22 protein-coding genes are annotated in these 19,856 nt (G+C 61.0%); 8 read left to right on the top strand and 14 right to left on the bottom strand.

What is annotated here, in order from left to right; translation table 11 throughout:
* Positions 1-124: 124 nt before the first annotated feature.
* The 7 genes from dgcN to E4656_RS07445 all read left to right on the top strand — a co-directional run bounded on the left by dgcN (position 125) and on the right by E4656_RS07445 (position 8,019).
* Positions 125-1,129 (top strand): N-acetyltransferase DgcN, encoded by a 1,005-nt coding sequence (dgcN, locus tag E4656_RS07475; protein WP_135482580.1) that lies wholly within the window; start codon positions 125-127, stop codon positions 1,127-1,129.
* Between the two features lie 10 nt (positions 1,130-1,139).
* Entirely contained in the window at positions 1,140-2,114 is a 975-nt protein-coding gene (dgcA, locus tag E4656_RS07470; RefSeq protein WP_135482579.1) for an N-acetyl-D-Glu racemase DgcA, read from the top strand.
* Between the two features lie 32 nt (positions 2,115-2,146).
* Positions 2,147-2,998, top strand: coding sequence for a D-amino-acid transaminase (locus tag E4656_RS07465; RefSeq protein WP_135482578.1), 852 nt, complete (start codon positions 2,147-2,149; stop codon positions 2,996-2,998).
* 410 nt (positions 2,999-3,408) lie between these two features.
* Positions 3,409-4,536, top strand: coding sequence for an ABC transporter ATP-binding protein (locus E4656_RS07460; protein ID WP_135482577.1), 1,128 nt, complete (start codon positions 3,409-3,411; stop codon positions 4,534-4,536).
* 82 nt (positions 4,537-4,618) lie between these two features.
* The gene (locus E4656_RS07455) at positions 4,619-5,749 is read left to right on the top strand and encodes an extracellular solute-binding protein (RefSeq protein ID WP_135482576.1); all 1,131 of its coding nucleotides are present in this window, start codon (positions 4,619-4,621) and stop codon (positions 5,747-5,749) included.
* 125 nt (positions 5,750-5,874) lie between these two features.
* On the top strand, positions 5,875-7,155 hold the full coding sequence (locus tag E4656_RS07450) for an ABC transporter permease (RefSeq protein WP_135482575.1): 1,281 nt from the start codon (positions 5,875-5,877) through the stop codon (positions 7,153-7,155).
* A gap of 12 nt (positions 7,156-7,167) precedes the next feature.
* On the top strand, positions 7,168-8,019 hold the full coding sequence (locus E4656_RS07445; RefSeq protein WP_135482574.1) for an ABC transporter permease: 852 nt from the start codon (positions 7,168-7,170) through the stop codon (positions 8,017-8,019).
* 28 nt (positions 8,020-8,047) lie between these two features.
* Here the strand turns inward: E4656_RS07445 and E4656_RS07440 are convergent, their stop codons facing one another.
* From E4656_RS07440 to E4656_RS07410, 7 genes are all read right to left on the bottom strand, one after another.
* Positions 8,048-9,073, bottom strand: a complete 1,026-nt coding sequence (locus E4656_RS07440) for a succinylglutamate desuccinylase/aspartoacylase family protein (protein ID WP_135482573.1) — start codon at positions 9,071-9,073, stop codon at positions 8,048-8,050.
* 2 nt (positions 9,074-9,075) lie between these two features.
* A complete protein-coding gene (gene rimK, locus E4656_RS07435; protein ID WP_135482572.1) occupies positions 9,076-9,981 on the bottom strand; it encodes a 30S ribosomal protein S6--L-glutamate ligase in 906 nt (301 codons plus the stop codon).
* A gap of 140 nt (positions 9,982-10,121) precedes the next feature.
* The gene (locus tag E4656_RS07430; protein WP_135482571.1) at positions 10,122-10,598 is read right to left on the bottom strand and encodes an FKBP-type peptidyl-prolyl cis-trans isomerase; all 477 of its coding nucleotides are present in this window, start codon (positions 10,596-10,598) and stop codon (positions 10,122-10,124) included.
* Between the two features lie 97 nt (positions 10,599-10,695).
* Positions 10,696-11,463: a hypothetical protein gene (locus tag E4656_RS07425; protein WP_135482570.1), complete on the bottom strand. Its 768-nt coding sequence runs from the start codon at positions 11,461-11,463 to the stop codon at positions 10,696-10,698.
* 78 nt (positions 11,464-11,541) lie between these two features.
* Positions 11,542-11,955 carry a phosphoribosyl-AMP cyclohydrolase gene (hisI, locus tag E4656_RS07420; protein ID WP_135482569.1) on the bottom strand — a complete coding sequence of 138 codons (414 nt, stop codon included), beginning with the start codon at positions 11,953-11,955 and terminating at the stop codon, positions 11,542-11,544.
* A gap of 16 nt (positions 11,956-11,971) precedes the next feature.
* A complete protein-coding gene (locus tag E4656_RS07415; protein WP_135482568.1) occupies positions 11,972-12,286 on the bottom strand; it encodes a DUF503 family protein in 315 nt (104 codons plus the stop codon).
* A 65-nt stretch (positions 12,287-12,351) separates the two neighbouring features.
* Positions 12,352-12,888 carry a hypothetical protein gene (locus E4656_RS07410; RefSeq protein ID WP_135482567.1) on the bottom strand — a complete coding sequence of 179 codons (537 nt, stop codon included), beginning with the start codon at positions 12,886-12,888 and terminating at the stop codon, positions 12,352-12,354.
* 216 nt (positions 12,889-13,104) lie between these two features.
* Between E4656_RS07410 and E4656_RS07405 the strand changes: the two genes are divergently transcribed.
* Positions 13,105-13,962 carry an SDR family NAD(P)-dependent oxidoreductase gene (locus tag E4656_RS07405; RefSeq protein ID WP_135482566.1) on the top strand — a complete coding sequence of 286 codons (858 nt, stop codon included), beginning with the start codon at positions 13,105-13,107 and terminating at the stop codon, positions 13,960-13,962.
* A gap of 10 nt (positions 13,963-13,972) precedes the next feature.
* Here E4656_RS07405 and mnhG read toward each other — a convergent pair whose 3' ends face one another.
* From mnhG to E4656_RS07370, 7 genes are read right to left on the bottom strand one after another with little or no spacing between them, the layout of a single operon-like run.
* A complete protein-coding gene (mnhG, locus tag E4656_RS07400; protein WP_135482873.1) occupies positions 13,973-14,389 on the bottom strand; it encodes a monovalent cation/H(+) antiporter subunit G in 417 nt (138 codons plus the stop codon).
* Positions 14,382-14,654, bottom strand: coding sequence for a monovalent cation/H+ antiporter complex subunit F (locus E4656_RS07395; RefSeq protein WP_135482874.1), 273 nt, complete (start codon positions 14,652-14,654; stop codon positions 14,382-14,384). The genes mnhG and E4656_RS07395 overlap by 8 nt, the downstream gene beginning before the upstream one ends.
* 14 nt (positions 14,655-14,668) lie before the next feature.
* Positions 14,669-15,142, bottom strand: a complete 474-nt coding sequence (locus tag E4656_RS07390) for a Na+/H+ antiporter subunit E (RefSeq protein WP_135482565.1) — start codon at positions 15,140-15,142, stop codon at positions 14,669-14,671.
* Positions 15,139-16,647 carry a Na+/H+ antiporter subunit D gene (locus tag E4656_RS07385; RefSeq protein WP_135482564.1) on the bottom strand — a complete coding sequence of 503 codons (1,509 nt, stop codon included), beginning with the start codon at positions 16,645-16,647 and terminating at the stop codon, positions 15,139-15,141. Before E4656_RS07385 ends, E4656_RS07390 begins: the two co-directional genes overlap by 4 nt.
* Complete coding sequence (locus E4656_RS07380; RefSeq protein WP_135482563.1) at positions 16,644-16,991, bottom strand: Na+/H+ antiporter subunit C; 348 nt, start codon at positions 16,989-16,991, stop codon at positions 16,644-16,646. The genes E4656_RS07385 and E4656_RS07380 overlap by 4 nt, the downstream gene beginning before the upstream one ends.
* Positions 16,992-17,031: 40 nt before the next feature.
* A complete protein-coding gene (locus E4656_RS07375) occupies positions 17,032-17,457 on the bottom strand; it encodes a Na+/H+ antiporter subunit B (protein WP_205849156.1) in 426 nt (141 codons plus the stop codon).
* 13 nt (positions 17,458-17,470) lie between these two features.
* Positions 17,471-19,774, bottom strand: a complete 2,304-nt coding sequence (locus E4656_RS07370; RefSeq protein WP_135482562.1) for a putative monovalent cation/H+ antiporter subunit A — start codon at positions 19,772-19,774, stop codon at positions 17,471-17,473.
* Positions 19,775-19,856: the final 82 nt, after the last annotated feature.

Here is a 19,856-nt window from a genome sequence, read left to right as displayed (position 1 = left end):
GCGGGCGGTATTTCCCACCGACGACAGAGTCGTGTCCAAAGGCGCCTGACTATTTGCTCAGCCTCCTCTATCATGAGGGCAATTTGCAATTGACCACCGGTCGCTGAATATGGAGCGCTGTAACATGATCAAGACACCCTATCTGTTGTTTCTCGGCGATGCGCCTGATGCGCTGGCAGCCAAGGTAGCGCAGGGTATCAGGGACTGGCGCCCCGAATATGCACTGGGGCAGTTGTGCCTGCCTGGCTGCAAGGCGGATCTCGGTCTGCCCGAGATGACGCTGCAGGCAGCGCGGGACGCCGGGGCCGAGACCCTGGTGGTCGGGGTGGCCAATCGCGGCGGGGTGATTTCCGAGGCCTGGCTGGACGTGCTCGAAGAAGCGCTGGCTACCGGCTTTGATCTGGCCTCCGGCCTGCATAATCTGCTGCGTGATGAGCCGTGTCTGGCGGCTGCTGCCGAAAAATACGGTCGGCAGTTGTTCGATGTGCGGGTGCCGCAGGTGGAATACCCCATCGCCAACGGCGTGAAGAGAACCGGCAAGCGTTGTCTGGCCGTGGGCACAGACTGCTCGGTGGGCAAGATGTACACCGGCCTGGCCATGCACCGCGAGATGAAGGCCCGCCACATGAAGGCCAGCTTTCGGGCCACCGGGCAGACGGGCATTCTGATCACCGGTGAGGGTATTCCGCTGGATGCCGTGGTGGCGGATTTCATGGCCGGCTCGGTGGAATGGCTGACGCCGGACAATGACCCGGACCACTGGGACCTGATCGAGGGCCAGGGGTCGCTCTACCATGTGTCCTATTCCGGCGTCACCATGGCGCTGATTCATGGCGGCCAGCCGGATGCCCTGATTCTCTGCCATGAGCCGACGCGCGAGCACATGCGCGGCTTGCCGGGCTATGCGCTGCCGTCACTGGAGGCGCTGCGGGACCTGTCATTGCAGATGGCACACATCGCCAACCCGGCCTGCCAGGTGGTCGGTATTTCGGTCAATACCGCCGGCCTGACCGAAGCACTGGCGGAGAAATATCTGACCGAGGTCGAAGCCCGCATGGGCTTGCCGACCGTGGACCCCTATCGTTATGGGGCCGCGCGTCTGGTGGAAGCGCTGGAGGCGCTGACATGAGGGCACGAACATGAGTGCGCTCCGGGTCCGCGTCAGTACCCAGTCGTTTCGGCTGGCCGAGGTCTTTACCATCGCGCGCGGTTCGCGCACACATGCGGAGGTGCTGATGGTCGAGATCGCCTCCGGGGGGCACATCGGGCGCGGTGAATGTGTGCCCTATGCCCGCTATGATGAAACCCTGGCCTCGGTGCAGGCGCAGATAGAGGGCTTGCCGGCGGAATTTGATCGCGCCGCGCTGCAGCACCTGCTGCCTGCCGGCGCCGCGCGCAATGCGGTGGACTGTGCACTCTGGGATCTGGAAGCCCGCCAGCGCGGACAACGCGTCTGGCAACTGGCGGGCCTGGCCGCGCCCGGACCCGAGATCACCGCCTTCACGCTGTCGCTGGATACACCGGAACGCATGCAGGCGGCGGCGCGCCGCCATGCGCAGCGGCCGCTGCTGAAAATCAAGCTGGGCACACCGGATGACATGCCCCGGCTGGAAGCGGTGCGGGCCGGGGCGCCGGAGTCGCGCATCATTGTCGATGCCAATGAAGGCTGGTCGGCCGAGGTCTATCAGGATCTGGCGCCGCACCTGCTGCGGCTCGGTGTGACCATGGTGGAACAACCGCTGCCGGCCGGTGACGATGAACTGCTCGGCGAGATTGAACGGCCGCTGCCGGTGTGCGCTGATGAATCCTGCCATGACCGGGCCAGTCTGCCCGCGCTGGCCGGGCGCTACGACATGATCAATATCAAACTGGACAAGACGGGCGGTCTCACCGAGGCGCTGGCGCTGAAGGCAGAGGCGCAACGGCAGGGCTATGACATCATGGTGGGCTGCATGGTGGGGTCCTCGCTGGCCATGGCGCCGGCTGTGCTGGTGGCGCAGGGCGCAGCCATTACCGATCTGGATGGGCCATTGCTGCTGGCCGAAGATCGACCGGAAGCACTGCATTTTGACGCGGCCGGTGTCCATCCTTCGACCCCGGGGCTCTGGGGCTGATGGCTTTCAGGGTCTGAAAAGGAGTATTTGAAATGAGCAGAACAGTCTATGTGAACGGGGACTGGGTGCCGGAAGAGGCCGCAACCATCTCGGTATTTGACCGCGGTTTCCTGATGGCGGACGGTGTCTATGAGGTTGTCACGGTGCTGGAAGGCAAGCTGGTCGATTTTGCGGGCCACTGTCGGCGCCTGCATCGTTCACTGAGCGAGCTGGATATTGCCAGCCCGCATACCGAGGAAGAATGGCTGCAGTTGCAGCGTGACCTGGTGCACCGGAATCGGCTGCGTGAGGGCCTGGTCTACCTGCAGGTGACCCGGGGGGCGGAAGACCGCGACTTTGCCTGGTCCGAGGGGCTGACGCCCGGCGTGGTCATGTTCACCCAGGCCAGGTCGCTGGTCGACAATCCGCTGGTCGAGCGCGGCCTGGATATCATCACCATTGATGACCTGCGCTGGCAGCGGCGCGATATCAAGACGGTGCAGTTGCTGTACTCCTCCATGGGTAAGATGATGGCCAAACGGGCGGGCGCCCATGACGCCTGGATGGTGGAGGATGGTCTGGTCACCGAGGGCACCTCCAACAATGCCTATATCATTGCCGGGCGGCGCCTGATTACCCGTCAGGCAGGACATGCTATCCTGCAGGGCATCACGCGGACGGCCGTGCTCGCTTTGGCGGCGGAAACCGGCCTCGAGCTCGAAGAGCGTCCCTTCACCGTGGCCGAGGCTCAGGCGGCTGACGAAGCCTTTGTTACATCGGCTACCACCTTCGTGATGCCGGTGGTCACTGTGGATGGTGTAAAGATTGGTGATGGCCAACCGGGGCCGATGGCCCGAAAATTGCGTGAACATTATTTGCAACAGGCCCGAGATGCCGCCATCTGAGCAGACATCCCGGTGTTATCCGGTGGGATGGCACATTGCCCTGGCGCGAAAAAAAATGGTTCTATCCCTTGCGCTATCGGACTGAAAAATTTAAATGTATAGGAGGCTTAAAGGGAGTCGGCTGAGATCAAGCTGCCAGGCAGAGCAGAATCCAGCGGTCAATCCTTTGAGTCGGCCCGGCAAACAGGTCAAGCAGGACAGTCTGATCACTGTTCACTGCTGGCCTTCCGGAGTGGACGCCCAACAAGAACAAGGTCCGAACCCGGAAAATACACCAGCATCCAGGCTGGGAACTGACAACTTGACGCGCATCGACTCGTGTGACCGCCGCGTGGGGTCTGCGATGCCGAGTGCCGTCAGCGTGTGAGTGCATTGGAAGCGATCAGATAATGTCGTAGAGGAGTCCTCCCTTGGAGCACGTTGACACCGCCAACCCGTATGTCGTATTCGACCGCGTGCAAAAAACCTATGATGGTGAAGAGCTCGTGGTCAAGGATCTCAACCTCTCCATCGAGAAGGGTGAGTTCCTGACCATGCTGGGCCCTTCCGGGTCCGGCAAGACAACCTGCCTGATGATGCTGGCAGGTTTCGAAACATCCACCTTCGGTGAGATACGCATTGATGGCGTGGCCATCAACAATATCCCACCGCACAAACGCGGCATCGGCATGGTGTTTCAGAACTATGCCCTGTTTCCGCACATGACCATCGGCGAAAATCTGGCCTTTCCGCTGGAAGTCCGGCAGATGGGCAAGAGCGAACGCGAAGAGAAAATCCGCCGGGCGCTGGCCATGGTGCAGATGGAGGCCTTTGCCAACCGGCGGCCGGCACAGTTGTCCGGCGGCCAGCAACAGCGCGTGGCGCTGGCCCGGGCCCTGGTGTTCGAGCCGGAGCTGGTACTGATGGATGAACCCCTGGGGGCGCTGGACAAGAACCTGCGCGAAACCATGCAGTACGAGATCAAGCATCTGCATGAACAGCTGGGGGTCACCGTCGTCTATGTCACCCATGATCAGACCGAAGCGCTGACCATGTCGGACCGGATTGCCGTGTTCAATGATGGCCGTATCCAGCAGCTGGCAGCCCCGGCTGACCTGTATGAGCGGCCGGAGAACGCCTTTGTGGCGGCCTTTATCGGTGAGAACAACCGCATGACCGGTGCCGTGGAGGAGTACTCTGAAGACAAGGTCAGTGTGCGCCTGGAAGATGGGTCACTGGTACAGGCGAAGAATGTCTGCGCCAGCGGTCAGGGTGATCAGACCACGCTGTCACTGCGGCCCGAGCGGGCCTTCACCATCGGAAATGGTGACAGCCAGCCGGTCAACTGTTTCGATGGCAAGGTGGAAGAGCTGATCTACCTGGGTGATCACATTCGGGCCCGCATGAATATCTGTGGGCATGATGATTTCATTATCAAACTGCCCAACGCTTCCAGCAAACTGACTTTGAAAGTCGGCCAACCGGTCAAGGTTGGCTGGGCGGCAGAAGACTGTCGTGCGCTGGACCTGTCGGAAGACGGTCCGGTACACAGCGACTGAGTCCAGCGACCCTGTCGCTGAGCAATAGAACCCGGGCACTGGTGAGCAGTGCCCGATCATTTGGTAAACGAGGAACGACCCAATGAAAAATACCAAAACAGCAGTACTGGTCGCGGTCATCGCGATTGTACTGATTGGCATCGCCTACTACTTCCTGCGCCCTGCGCCCGAGGATCAGGCCGAGGGCCCAGTGAGTCTGACCATCGTCTCCTGGGGTGGTGCCTATACAGAAAGTCAGAACCGGGCTTATCACCAGCCGTACATGGAAATGAACCCGAACGTCGAGATCGTCAACGACGACGGTTCTGCCAATGCACTGGCCGGCCTGCGGGCGCAGAGCCAGGCGGGCAACGTCAGCTGGGATCTGGTTGACATGCTGCCTTCCGACGCGCAGCTGGCCTGTGACGAAGGCATCATCATGCCGATCGATCACGATGAAGTGCTGGCGGCCGCGCCGGATGGTACTGCAGCGAGCGAAGACTTCCTGCCGGGCAGCCTGGGTGAGTGCTTCATTCCCCAGATTGTTTACTCCACCATCATTGCCTTCAACACTGAAATGTTCCCGGAAGATGCGATGCCTTCCAGCATTGACGACTTCTTCAACGTGGAAGATTTCCCTGGCCGTCGTGCCATTCAGGACCGCCCCGGCGTGAACCTGGAATGGGCCCTGTATGCTGATGGCGTGCATCCGGACGACATCTATGACGTGCTGTCCACACCGGAAGGTCAGGACCGTGCGTTCGCCAAGCTGGATACCATCAAGGATGAACTGGTGTTCTGGACTGAAGGTGCACAGTCACCGCAGTTGCTGGCAGATCAGGAAGTGGCTTTCTCCACCGGTTACAACGGCCGTATCTTTGATGCTTCCGAGGTTGAAGGTCAGCCGTTCGAAATCATCTGGGACGGTCAGGTAGTCGAGTGGGACGGCTGGGTTGTGCCTTACGGCGACAACGTGGACGCGGTCATGGAGTACCTGTACTGGGCGACTGACACCCAGCGTCTGGCGGATCAGGCCAAGTACATCTCCTATGGTCCGGCCCGTGCGTCTTCAGCGCCGCTGGTAGCCGAGCATGCTGATCTGGGTATCGACATGAACGAACACATGCCGACCAACCCGGACAACTACTTCTCGCCGATCCTGCTGGACAACGACTTCTGGACCGACTACGGCGACGAACTGCGTGAGCGCTTCGCCAACTGGATGCTCCAGTAAGCAACACCCTGGTGACGTCTGCCTGCCTGCGGGCAGGTGGGCGTCACCACAGATTTCGATAAAGCTGTCAGTGCCCGGCCCCGGGTCGGGTGCTGATGATTTTCCTGCTGTGGAGTGAGTCTGCAATGCAACAGAGCGCAAGTGCATCATCATCGGACGACCACAGGCGCGATGGCAAGTTGGTGACGGCTGATGGCCGACCGCTGCAAGCCAGTCTGCGATCCGCCGAGCGGCGTCGCAAGATTATCGCCTTTCTGTTTGTGAGTCCCCTGCTGGCTTTTTTGCTGATCAGTTTCGTGATCCCTATCGGGCAGATGATGTGGCGCAGCGTCGACAATCCGACCATTATAAACACCCTCCCGCGCACACTCGAAGCCATGCAGGAATGGGATGGTCAGAACATACCGGATGAACCGGTTTTTGCCGCGCTCGCAGAAGATCTGCGGGAAGCGCAACAGAACAGACGAGTGGGGCCCCTGGCGGTTCGACTCAATTACGAAATCAGTGGTGCCCGCGGCGCCCTGAGCCGCAAGGCGCGCAGTGTAGCCACCATGGACGCGCCCTATCGCGAGCAGTTCCTGGAGTCGGACCGGCTCTGGCAGAACCCGCGCCTGTATCAGATTATTCAGCGTGAAGGCAGACCGCTGACGCTGTCCTACTATGTGGCGGCCACGGATCGCGCCTACGACGCCGACGGCAATATTGTACGCCGGCCCGAGCAGCAGCGCATCTACATGACGTTGTTCGGGCGTACCTTCGCCATGAGCGCCGCCATTCTGGTGCTGACCCTGCTGCTGGGCTTCCCGATTGCCTTCTGGATGGCGCATCTGCCCATGCGCTATGCCAACCTGCTGATGATCATGGTGCTGCTGCCGTTCTGGACCTCGCTGCTGGTACGGACCACGTCCTGGATCGTGCTGTTGCAGCAGCAGGGCGTGATCAATTCCAGTCTGGTGGCACTGGGCATCCTGGACTCGGGGAATCGACTCAGTCTGATGTACAACATGACCGGCACCATCATCGCCATGACGCATATTCTGCTGCCGTTCATGGTGTTGCCGCTGTACAGCGTCATGAAGACCATTCCGCCCTCCTACATGCGCGCGGCGCGCAGCCTGGGGGCCAACAACTGGACGGCGTTCTGGCGCGTCTATGTGCCGCAGACGGTGCCCGGCATCGGCGCGGGCGGTGTGCTGGTGTTCATTATTTCCATCGGCTACTACATCACGCCGGCACTGGTGGGCGGTCAGTCGGGTCGCATGATTTCCAACATGATTGCCTACCACATGCAGAACTCGTTGAACTGGGGGTTGGCGGCCGCATTGGGCACCATGCTGCTGGTGAGCGTGCTGATTCTTTACTGGGCCTACAACAAGCTTGTAGGCGCCGATATCAAACTGGGTTAGGAGACTCCGGACATGGCCTTACCATCCTATGCAGGCAAGCTGGAGCGCTTCTGGTATTACGCCTTTCGCTTCCTGTGCTGCCTGGTCTTCTTCTTTCTGATTGCACCCATACTGATCATGGTGCCGCTGAGCTTCAACGCGCAGCCGTACTTCACCTTTACCACGGAAATGCTGACGCTGAACCCGGAAGGGTTCTCGCTGCGCTGGTATGAACAGCTGTTCTCTTCATCCCAGTGGATGCGGTCGATTCGCAACTCCGTGTTCATCGGCATCTTCTCGACCCTGATTGCCACCACCCTGGGTACGCTGGCGGCGCTCGGTCTGTCACGCTCGGAGATGCCCTACAAGGGTCTGATCATGGGGCTGCTGATCTCACCGATGATCGTGCCGCTGATCATCTCCGCAGCCGGCATGTTCTTCTTCTATTCCAGCATCAACCTGGCGGGCACCTTCCCCGGGGTGATTCTGGCGCATGCGGTGCTGGGGACACCCTTTGTGGTGATTACCGTGACCGCCACCCTGGTTGGGTTCGACAACTCGCTGACCAAGGCCGCTGCCAATCTGGGTGCAGATCCGATTACCATCTTCCGCCGCGTGCAGATGCCGTTGATTCTGCCCGGGGTGATTTCGGGCGCGCTGTTTGCCTTCATTACGTCCTTTGATGAAATCGTCATCGTGCTGTTCCTGGCGGGCGTGGAGCAACGCACCATTCCACGCGAAATGTGGTCAGGTATTCGGGAGCAGATCAGCCCCACCATACTGGCCGTGGCGTCTTTGCTGGTGGCGATCTCCATTGCGCTGCTGACCACGCTGGAACTGCTGCGTCGGCGCTCGGAACGCCTGCGGGGTCTGACCCCGGGCTGAATTCAGCTGCGGGGACCGGAAACCGGCTTCAGACATCATCCTCGGCTTCCAGTTCCGACTGGAAGTCGGTCTGAAAGGCTTCGACGCGCTCGGTGGCCGTTTCCATGCGCCGGAAATAGGCGATGTGGTACATGGCCTCGCCGTCCTGCACCAGCGGGATCTGCTGCTTGCCGATAATGATGCCGGCTCTCGGAGCCATGACATCGACGGTCTCGGCGGTACTCGGGGAGGTGATTTCGGCCAGTCGTTCGCCGGCCTCCACCGAATCGCCCAGTTGCCTGTGATGGATGACCAGGCCGGAGCCGGTGGCGCGCACCCAGCCGGAATCCCGGGCCAGTACCGGCTGCGGCATCTTGCGCGGCTTGCGGCGACTGCCGAACATGCCCAGGTGCCGCAGTACGTTCTCGACCCCACGCAATCCTGCCCGAATACAGATCTCGTCAAAGCGCAGTGCCTCGCCGGCCTCGTAGAGCAGCATTTTCACACCCATCTCGTCGGCCACCTGACGCAGTGAGCCATCGCGCAGATCGCTGTTGAGCAGTACCGGGGCGCCGAACACCTGACCCAGTTCGCGGGTGACCTCGTCATCCATGTTGCCGCGGATCTGCGGCAGATTGGACCGATGGATGGCGCCGGTATGCAGATCGATGCCGTAGTCACTCTGGGCCACGATTTCGCGTGTGAACAGGTCGGCCAGCCGCCCGGCCAGCGACCCCTTGCGTGAGCCGGGGAAGGCCCGGTTCAGATCACGCCTGTCTGGCATATACCGCGTCTGCGCCAGCACGCCATAGACATTGACCATGGGTACCGCAATCAGCGTGCCGCGAAAGCCGCGGTAATCGCCCTTGAGCAGGCGCCGGATAATCTCGATGCCATTCAGTTCGTCGCCATGGATGGCCGCAGAGACAAAAACGGTGGGGCCGTCACGTCGTCCTCTGATCACATGGATGGGCAGATTGACATCAATGTCAGTGTAGAGTTTGGCGATCGGCAATTCGATCAGCCGTCGTTCGCCGGGTTCGATTTCGAAACCACCGATAATGAGAGGGGTCATGGTCAGCCCTTGCCGCGCGTGCCGGTGGCGTGCGGGCGCGCCCGCTGCTCGATGAATTCGTAGATGGCAGCGGCCAGGTTCTTGCCGGTTGCCCCTTCAATACCCTGCAGGCCCGGCGAGGAGTTGACCTCCATGACCAGAGGGCCGCGGCTGGAACGCAACAGATCGACACCACAGACGTTGAGACCCATCACCTTGGCCGCCTTGACGGCCGTGGCCCGTTCTTCCTTGGTAATGCGTACCACTTCGGACGTACCACCTCGATGCAGGTTGGAACGGAAGTCGCCGTCGGCAGCGGTTCTTTTCATGGCCGCCACCACCTTGCCGTCGATGACCAGGCAGCGGATGTCACTGCCTTCGGCTTCTTTGATGAATTCCTGTACCAGGATATTGGTCTTGAGGCCGGAGAAGGCATCAATGACGCTTTCGGCGCTCTTCCAGGTCTCGGCCAGTACCACCCCGACGCCCTGAGTGCCTTCCAGCAGCTTGATCACGACCGGCACGCCGCCCACTTTCCGCACCAGGTCGCGGGTGTTGTCCGGCGCGTGCGCGAAACCGGTCTTTGGCATGCCAACGCCTTTGCGTGACATCAGCTGCAGGGAGCGCAGCTTGTCGCGCGAGCGACTGATGGCGACCGACTCATTGACCGGGAAGGTGCCCATCATTTCGAACTGGCGGACCACAGCCGTGCCGTAAAAGGTAATGCTGGCACCAATGCGCGGAATGATGGCGTCATAATGCGGGAGTTCGGCACCATGGTAGCGGACCGTCGGGTTGGCGGTGGCGATGTCCATGTAGCAATGCAGGGTGTCGATCATGTCGACAGTGTGGCCCCGGGCTTCGCCTTCTTCCCGGAGGCGGGTACTGGTGTAGTTGTTCGGTTCCTGAGTCAGTACAGCAAAATGCATGGGGTGTTCCTTACATCAGCCGGGACCGTGGCAGGCTGGCACGGCGGTTCAGCAAGGATTACTGTCCATCCTCGGCAGGAAAAAGTAAAGGGGTGGCAGGGCGCCGGTGTACTGACGTACACCGGCCCGGACGACGCAGATCAGTGCGCGTTGTCACCCTCGTGCACATGACCGTGTTCCAGCTCTTCGGAGCTGGCATCGCGGACGGTTTCAATCTTGCCATTGAAAGCCAGTGCCTTGCCGGCGAGCGGATGATTGCCATCCACCACGACCGTGTCTTCTTCCACATCAGTTACGGCTACCTGCAGAGGGCCGCCATCGGTCTGGGCGTTGAAGACCATGCCGATCTCGACCTTCTCGACACCCTGGAAGGCTTCCATCGGAACGCGCTGCACGAGCTCTTCACGATGTTCGCCGTAGGCTTCTTCGGCCGGTACTTCGGCACTGAAGTCGTCACCTTCCTGCAGGCCTTCAAGGGCCTTTTCCAGGCCGGGAATAATATTGCTGTGCCCGTGCAGATACCACAGCGGGCCACGGCCTTCTGAAGTGTCGACCTGGGTACCGGTTTCGTCTTTCACCGTGTATTGAATGGCTACGGCTTTGTCTTGCGCAATCATTGCGTCATCCTGTGTTGCTGCTTGAATGTCGGCCGCAGACGCACTGCGGACCTGCCACGTTAACATAGGGCCGGGGGGCAGGAAAATGACAGTTTTGTTATCTGTGCCTGCTGTCCAGGCTGCCCTGGGGCAATAACAGCCAGGCAGCGTTGTAATCAAACTCGACGTGAGCGGCATTGGACAGGTCGATAAGGCGGTTGCGCAGAGTGATATCGTGACCGTAATCGGCGCGCACGATACGGCCATCAAGCCAGCGAAAGGTTTCTTCCACGGTAAACTTTTCCACGTTGAAGAAACGATAGCTGAACGGGGTGGTCAACTGCATGCTGACGGTACGCAACAACTCCTGCTCCAGATCCCAGACCAGTTGGCCGGTGAAGTTCTGGCTCTCGGGGCTGATTTCGCCGTCCATCAGCAACTGGGGCGCGAAGCTGAAGTGGACGTCCTGACCGCTCTGGTGCAATACCTCCAGGGTGTCATAGTCGATGGTCAGTCTGAGCGGCTGCTGGTCGCGTTCGTCCGGCTGTGTTCGGCGCTCGAAGCGGCGCTGGGCAGTGCTGTCCGGCGGCGCACCGTTGACCAGTTCCAACTGCTCGCGATCACCGGGTGCGCGCTCCGGGTGGAAGCTGGTGATTTCGGTTCGCCGGTCGTCATGGCGGTCTCTGACCACAGAACGGGTCCAGTAGGGTTGTTCCAGCATGACCCTGTCAATGGTGTCGTACTGGGCCTGGATGCGGGCGGCGAGCGCATCCCTGTCGACTGTGCTTGCGTCGGCCAGAGCCCCGGTGGCAAGGCCGAGGCCCGCAGCGCACAACAGAGTGCGCGCGTACCGCTGGTACAACAACATGAGAGTAGGGGGCATCATCAACCGGTATTCCTGCGTGATCTTGAACGGATACGTGACCGGTTGCAGGCTGGATTGTCAGCGCCGGGACAGGCGGCTTCAGTGGTCAGCGACCGGGTCGGTGATAATACGGCCCTGCTCCGCATCCAGTTCAATATAGAAGCAGTTGGGGCGCAGGGTATGGCAGGCGGGGCCTTGCTGGTCCACCTGCAGCAGCAGGGTGTCACCATCGCAGTCCAGCCGGGCGCCGACCAGGCGCTGCCGATTGCCGGAACTTTCGCCCTTGCGCCAGTAGGTCTGGCGCGAACGGCTCCAGTAGCAGACCTGGCCTGTGGTCAGGGTCTCCTGCAGTGCGGCCGCGTTCATCCAGGCCATCATCAGCACCTGGCCGTTGTCATGCTGCTGGGCAATGGCGGGGATGAGGCCATCTTCGTTCCACCGCATCTGCCTGATCAACTCATCCAGGCTCACTCGGGTGCCAATGGGTTGTGATTCCAGGGTTTTGAAGTCCATGCCGCGCGTTTCCTGTTCAGGCTGCCGACACCTGGTAGGTTTCTACCCAGGCGCTGAGGTTGCGTTCGCACCAGAGCAGCAAGGCATCTATTTCCCGCCGCCCCTCGGTTTCATTGCTACAGCATACCACGACCGTCAAGGCGGCGCGTTCCGGCTCGCCGCTGACAGGCTCCTCGCGCAGCGCGATATGGGGCTGCCGGCCCCAGTGACGAAACAGTGGGCCGAGGCGTTGGCGTTTTTCCTGCTCGCTGTGGCAACCCTCGAAGCGCAGGCGCAACTCGAGAATCTGCAGGGGTTCGGGGTAGGGTGATGGCTTGGGCTCAACCGGCATCGCGCGGACGCTCCTCAGAACTGACAGACGGCGGCGGCGAGTCTAGCATGCAGCCGGCATCCGCTCTACTGGGCCAGTCCGATCAGAATGAAGACCACGGCCACGGAAAAGAAAGCGGACACGGTAGCGGGCATGACCCAGGGCGGCGGCGGTGGGGGTTTCTGCTGCCGGGGCTGCACTGGCGGCGGCAGTGGCTCGGTCAGGGCCCTGACATCGATGGCCGAGGGATCCTGGGGTGGCTCGGTCAGATGCTCCCAGGAAAATCGCGGGTGATCGCTGGGCAGTACCCGGATAGGGTCGCTGTGGAAGTGGGCAATGTAGATTTCCCGGGCGCTGTTGAACAGCGTGCCCAGGGTGTCGCGGAACGCATCCTGATCATCGCGGACACGCTGCGCCTGGCTGTGCCCGAGGCAGGTATCATGCAGGTTGATCAGGTAGCGGTCCGGGCTCTGGCCCGGAGTCTGTACAATCAGGTCCGCAAAGGTCCGGCAAGCCGCCGTGGCAGCTGGCACCTCTCCCTCACCGTAATAGTCCAGCCATTGCAGTTTCTGGTAGACCATGCGATGGAGCAGCACCTGATAATCAGTCAGCGGTGGATTCATGACGGCAGTGCTCCGATTCTTATTGTTGTAGCGGCCATACAACGCCATATTCGATGAGCATAGCAAATTCAGCCCAGAAGGAAAGTTGTGTGGTGTGAACCAGTCCCGGGTTCTGTATGGTGATGTTCTGTGCAGGGCGCTGAAGAATCCGGCATAGTGGCCGTTAATGAATAACAGCAGAATCTGGAGTTGAATACAGATGAGGATACAAGCCTGATGCCTGATATACAGGCGCCGCAACGGCGACCCGAAGGGCGCCTGGTGCTGATCACCGGGGCGACCAGTGGCATTGGCGCGGCCTATGCCCGCCTGCTGGCGAGTCAGGGCCATGACCTCTGGCTGACCGGGCGCCGCATGGCCATTCTCGAGCCCATGGCGGAAAGGCTGCGCAGCGAGCAGGGTGTCAGGGTGACCACCCAGGCAGTCGAACTGTCCGACGAGCATGCATTGGCCGCGCTGGAAGAAGCCGTGCGCGAGGTGCCGGATCTGTATGGTCTGATCAATAATGCAGGCTACGCTGACGACGGCATCTTTCATCTGATGACGCCGCGTCAGCACCGGGCGCAGATGCGGGTGCACATGGATGCCACCGTGCAGTTGGCTCACGCGGCCCTGCCGGCTCTGGAATCCCGCCAGGGTTTCATGATCAATGTAGCCTCGCTGGCGTCCTGGCTGCCGACAGGGGGCAGCCCGCTGTACGGCCCCACCAAGGGTTTTGTGCGCCTGTTTACCGAAACGCTCGCCGTGGCTTATCATCCGACGGGGATCCGCTTCCAGGCGCTGTGTCCAGGGTTTGTAATTACTGACTTCCACAGCCGCATGGGGCTGGACCCGCAGACCTTCTATCAGCGCCACGGGCCGACACGGGCCTTCCCGGCCAGTTGGGTGGTGCGGCGTTCATTGCGTGATCTGCAGCGGGGGCGTGTCATCAGCGCGCCGGGACTGCACTACCAGTTTCTGGGCTGGGTGATCCGCAATACCCCGCGGCCGCTGCTGTACCGCCTGTTGCGCTTTGGCATGAGCCGGCGCTATGACGTCAAGGGTCGCGCTGAAAAGCAGGCCGAAGAGCGCTGAACCGAAAGGGTCAGCGGGCGCTGTCTTCCGACTTGTCCATATCGTCGGACTCGCCATTGTCCTCCATGCCTTCAAAGCCGCTGCGCAGATAATGCGAGTCGGCATCATAGCTTTCTTTCAGCATGTCTTTCACCGTGCCGTCCCACAGTGACACCCCCACGAAATAGCCGGCGCGCGCGATAACATGGGCCGCCACCGGTGAAGTGATCATGATGAACATGATGATGGCGAAGGCACGGAAGGTGACCACAGGCTCCAGGAACGCCAGCATCACGCCCACCATGATCAGCGAGGTGCCGAGCGCGCCGGACTTGGTGGAGGCATGCATGCGCGTCAGCAGATCCGGCAGGCGGATAATCCCGATGGCCGCCAGCAGACCCAGTGAGGCGCCGGAGAGCATAAAGATGGATACCAGTATCTCAATCATCACGTGGTCCTCCGCGCTCCAGGAAGCGAGCAAACCCGATGGCCGCCAGAAAGGCCGTCAGTGCCAGTACAATGGCGATATCCAGAAAACTGGCTACCCCGGTATCAATGGCGTGTACGCCGATGATGGCAACCACCATGGTTGCAATCAGTTCCAGCGCCACCACCCGATCCGGCAGGGACGGCCCCTTGGCCAGCCTGATGAATGACAGCAGGATCGACAGCGACAGCAGCAGATAGACCAGGTTGATGACGAATGGGTTGATCAAGGTCAGGCTCCTCAGCGCATGATCTGCAGTATGCGGCGTTCGATTTCATGCAGATCATCACGCAGTGTTTTTTCATCCTGCAGGAACATGGCGTGAATGAACAGCACCCGGCGGTCATTGGACACATCCAGGCTGAGCGTGCCGGGCGTCAGGGAGATCAGGTTGGCCACCATGGTGATTTCCAGATCGGTCCTGGCCTGCAGTGGCATGGCAATGACGCCGGGCTGCATGTGCCAGGGCGGTGTCAGTACATCGAAGGCGACCTTGACGTTGGCCTTGATCAGTTCCTTGATGAAGAAAAAGACGAAGATGACGAAGCGCGGTACGCGCTGCGCATAACCCGCCAGTATGGGTGCGCCCGGCTGCAATACCGCCAGCGCCCCATAGCCCAGCACAAAGCCGAAGATCATGTTGAGTACGGACAGATTGCCGGACAGTACCGTCCAGGACAGCGCAAGCAGTACATTGGCAAAAAAACCGATCATGGTGTGACCCCCAGTACGGCTTCAATATAACCGGCCGGATTCAGCAGTTGTTCGGCGGCATCGCGCGCGACCTGATACAGAGGTTCGGCCCAGACCCCAAAGAGTACCACCAGCGCGGCCAGACCGATAATGGGTGTGAGCAGCCAGAACATGCCCGGGTCCCGTTCTCTGCTGCGCAGTCGGGTGGCGTCAACAGCGTCCGGTACCGGCTTCCAGAACACCTGGGCCCAGATCTTGATCATCGAATAGAGTGTCATGAAGCTGACCGTCAAGGCCACCACCACGGCCATCCAGGCTTCGATCTCGACGGCGGCCCTGATCAGCAGGAACTTGGCAAAGAAACCTGACAGCGGCGGGATGCCGGCCAGGCCGAGCGCCGAGATCAGGAACAGGATGGCGATACCCGGGCGTTCACGATAGACCCCGCCCAGTTTCTTCAGGTCATAGCTGCCCAGCAGGCGGTAGGTCAGGCCGCTGATCAGGAACAGGTTGGTCTTGGCAATGATGTTGTGCACCAGATAGAACACGCCGCCCAGCAGGGCCAGCGGCGTGAACAGCGCCAGACCCAGCATGATGTAGCCGATCTGACTGACAATGTGAAAGGACAGTATGCGCCGGAATTCGAACTGGGCGGCGGCCCCGAGTACGCCGGTCAGCATGGTCAGCGCGGCACTCCACAGCAGAATGGTATGCGTATAGCCGGTGTCGCCGACAAATACCAGGGTGAACAGGCGATACAGTGCATAGACGCCCACCTTGGTCAGCAGGCCGGCAAACAGCGCCGACACGGCAACCTGCGGTGTGTGATAGGACGCCGGCAGCCAGAAGAACAGCGGGAAGGCCGCAGCCTTGATGCCGAACGAAATCATGAACATCAGGGCCACGACATTGACCATGCCGGTATGCTCGACCTGGCTCAGCTTGTAGGCCAGGTCGGCCATGTTCAGCGTGCCGGTCAGGCCATAGGTCAGACCGATGGCAGACAGGAACAGGGCGGATGAAAACAGGTTCAGCGTGACATACTTGATGGCCCCCTCCATCTGCGCGCGCTCACCGCCGAGCGTGAGCAGCGCGAAGGAGGCCAGCAGCATGACCTCGAACCAGACGAACAGGTTGAAGATGTCACCGGTCAGAAAGGACCCGGCCACGCCGGCCAGCAGCAGGTGCATCAGCGGGTAGTAACCGAACTTCTCGTGCCGGTCGGGAATGGTGCCCAGAGAGTACAGCGCAACGGCAAAGCCGATCAGGCCGGTAATCACCGCCATGACGGCGCTCAGCAGGTCGGCCACCAGAGTAATCCCGAACGGGGCGGCCCAGCCGCCCAGTTGCATGACCACATAACCCTGATCCAGCGTGCTGCGCAGCAGCCACAGCGTGGAAGCCAGCAGCAGGCCGGTGGCCAGGACAGCCAGCCGCCGCTGCCACTTGCGCGAGCGCCACAGCATCAGCGACAGCACACCCGCCAGCAGCGGGATAAAGACGGGAAGGGCGACTTCGGTACTCAAGTGTCGGTATCCTTCATCTGATCCAGGTCATCGGTTTCCACCACTTCGAAGGCTCGGTGGATCAGCACTACGGAAAAGGCCAGCACGCCGAAGGCAATAACGATAGCCGTCAGCACCAGCGCCTGCGGCAGCGGGTCGGCAACGGCGCCTTCGGGCAACTGCAGACCCTCCGGAATCAGCGGCGGAGCGCCGCGCGTCATGCCGGATACGGCAAAGATCAGCAGGTTGGCCGCGTTGCTGAGGATAATCAGCCCGATCACCAGCTTGACGATGGAGCGCCGCAGCATCATGTAGACCGCGCAGCCGAACAGAACGCCTATGGCGTAGGCCATCAGGGTTTCCATATACCCTCCCGTCGCTTGTTGCTTGCAGGTTTCGTGCTATTCATTCTTCGGCCTCGGTCAGTGAAACCACCACCGTGAGGATGGTGCCGACAACCGCGAAATAGACCCCGATATCGAATACCAGTACGGTCGACAATTTGATCTCGGTGCCGGCCAGATCGAAGATCCACCACTGGGCGCTGAGAAACGGCTCTCCGCGCAGCAGGGCGGGGAAGGCCGAAACCGTGCCCAGAAACAGCCCGATACCCAGCAGATCGCGCGGATCAAAACGCATGATGCGCCGCGTGGCGTCGACACCGTGAGCGAACAGATAGAGCACCACAGCTCCGGCGCCGACCAGCCCGGCAATGAAGCCACCGCCCGGTTCATCATGACCGCGCAGCAGCAGGAACACCGAAAACAGTAGTTGCAGTGGCAACAATGCCAGTGCCGCCGTATGCAGAATGACGGTGTTGTCCTTCATGATTTTCTTGTTGGGATCAGTCATTCAGCTTCTCCGCCCGCAGTTTCAGCATGGAGTAGACCCCCAGCGCCGCGATGCCCAGCACGAACAGCTCACCCAGGGTGTCCAGCGACCGGAAGTCGACCAGAATGACATTGACGATATTGCGACCCAGCGCCTCCGGATAGGCCGCCTCGATAAAGTAGGACGAGATCGGCTCGAACATGCGGGCATCCAGCGTGGCCAGCACCAGCATGGTCATCAGAAGCCCGAACGAAACCGCCACAAAGCCGTCACGGAATATCTCGAACAGGGTGGAGTAGCGTGCAAAGCCGGGCAGCCGGAACAGCACCAGCACCAGCAGGATAACGGTGAGCGTCTCGACCAGAACCTGGGTAATGCCCAGATCCGGGGCGCTGAACAGAATGAAGATCAGCGCCACCATGAAGCCCAGTACACCCATGGTGGCGACCGCCCCGAGGCGCGAGCGGGTCGTGGTGGCGAATACCGCCGTGACCATCAGCAGGGCCACGATGGCCATCTCGTAGAAGTTGATATCCTGCCAGTCCAGCGTGAACCGGATGCCATGCTGGGCGGCCAGGGTATAGCCGACGACAACCACTGTGGTCATCACCAGCACGATCATGTAGTTGCCCATCTTGCCGTTCTGCAGCAGGCGGGTCTGCCAGTCACAGAGCCAGACAATGCCGTCCAGCGCCTTGAAATAGCCGGTCTCCGGGGCGAAGCGGTCCAGTCTGTCCATCAGTCGGCGCAGGGGTTCACGGCTGCGATCCCACCAGAAGAACAGCAGGGCACCACCGCTCAGGCCCACAGCCGACAGCAGCAGCGGCAGATTGAAGCCGTGCCACAGAGACAGGTAGAAGTCGAGCGGCACCCCGGCCACGGCGGTAACCGCCGCTGTCACCAGCATGGTTTCCGGCAGGCCGGGCACCAGGCCGAACAGCAGTGACACCGCCGCCAGCACCACCGGCCCGGCCAGCATGGACAGCGGGGCTTCGTGGGGTTTTTTCGGCGTATCGAGCCGCGGCCCGTAGAACGGTTTGAGTGCGATCACAGCGGCAATGGCTGCCGTCAGCATGGCCGAGACGACGGCCAGAGTCAGCGCCAGGGCCTGCAGCGGGCCGGCAGACAGCGCTGCTTCCAGCATCAGTTCCTTGCCGATAAAACCGAACAGCGGCGGTACCCCGGCCAGAGACAGCGCCGCAACCAATGCCGCCGCCGCAGTCCACGGCATCAGCTTGCGCAGGCCGCCCAGCCTGGACAGATCCTTGGTGCCGGCCTCATGGTCGATGGCGCCGGCAATCATGAACAGAGCCCCCTTGTACAGTGAGTGCCCCAGCAGGAAGGCACTGAAGGCAATCATGGCGTAGTGGGTGCCGATACCGATCAGCATGGTCAGCGTGCCCAGCGCCATCACGGTGGAATAGGCCAGAACCTTCTTGGCGTCGGTGTGAGTGTAGGACAGCCAGGCGCCCACAAACATGGTGACCGCGCCAAAGCCGGTCAGGGCAAGGGTCCACAGCATTTCTTCGCCGAAGGCCGGGTTCAGCCGTGCCATCAGATACACGCCGGCCTTGACCATGGTGGCCGAGTGCAGATAGGCGGATACCGGGGTGGGCGCTGCCATGGCGTTGGGCAGCCAGAAATGGAACGGGAACTGGGCGGATTTGGTGAAGGTGCCGCCCAGCACACAGATGATGATCAGGGCCACCGGTGCCGCACTCATCCAGTCGCCACTGTCGGTCAGCAGTTCGGCAATGCTGTAGGTGCCACCGTAAATGCCCAGCAGCATCATGCCGACCAGCAGGAAGAAACCGCCGATCACACTGACAAAGAGCCCCTGCAGTGCGCATTTGCGGGCATCTTCATTGTCATGGTTGAAACCGATCAGCAGATAGGAGGTGATGCTGGTCAGTTCCCAGAACACAAAGAGCGCAATCAGGTTGTCGGACAACACCAGCCCGAGCATGGAGGCCATGAACGACAGCATGACGACAAAGAAGCGGCCCAAAGCGGGGTGGCCCTTGAGGTAGCCCCCGGCATAGATCATGACAAAGGTGCCGATGAAGCTGATCAGCAGGGCGAACAGCAGCGACAGACCATCCAGAGTGAAGCCCAGATGGATGTCCATTCCGGGGAACCAGGCCCACTGCTGGAAAATGATTTCGCCGCCGCTGACGGCGGGGATCATGGATGCAAAATAGACAGTCAGGCTGGCCGGCAGCACCGCCAGCACCCAGCCGATATGACTGCGGAACAGCCAGTGCAACCAGGGCACCAGCGCCGCTACCACAAAACCGGAAAGCACGGCATAGAGCATTGTCCGGGGTGTCTCCTCGCCGGTTGAAGGTCCTTCTGCGGCGCGGTCCTGCGCGTGGTGCCGGTAGGCAGGCGCACGTCTG

It is taken from the genome of Natronospirillum operosum, from assembly GCF_004768465.1.
In the GTDB taxonomy this organism is placed as follows: domain Bacteria; phylum Pseudomonadota; class Gammaproteobacteria; order Pseudomonadales; family Natronospirillaceae; genus Natronospirillum; species Natronospirillum operosum.
This window is presented reverse-complemented; position numbering and strand designations above follow the sequence as displayed.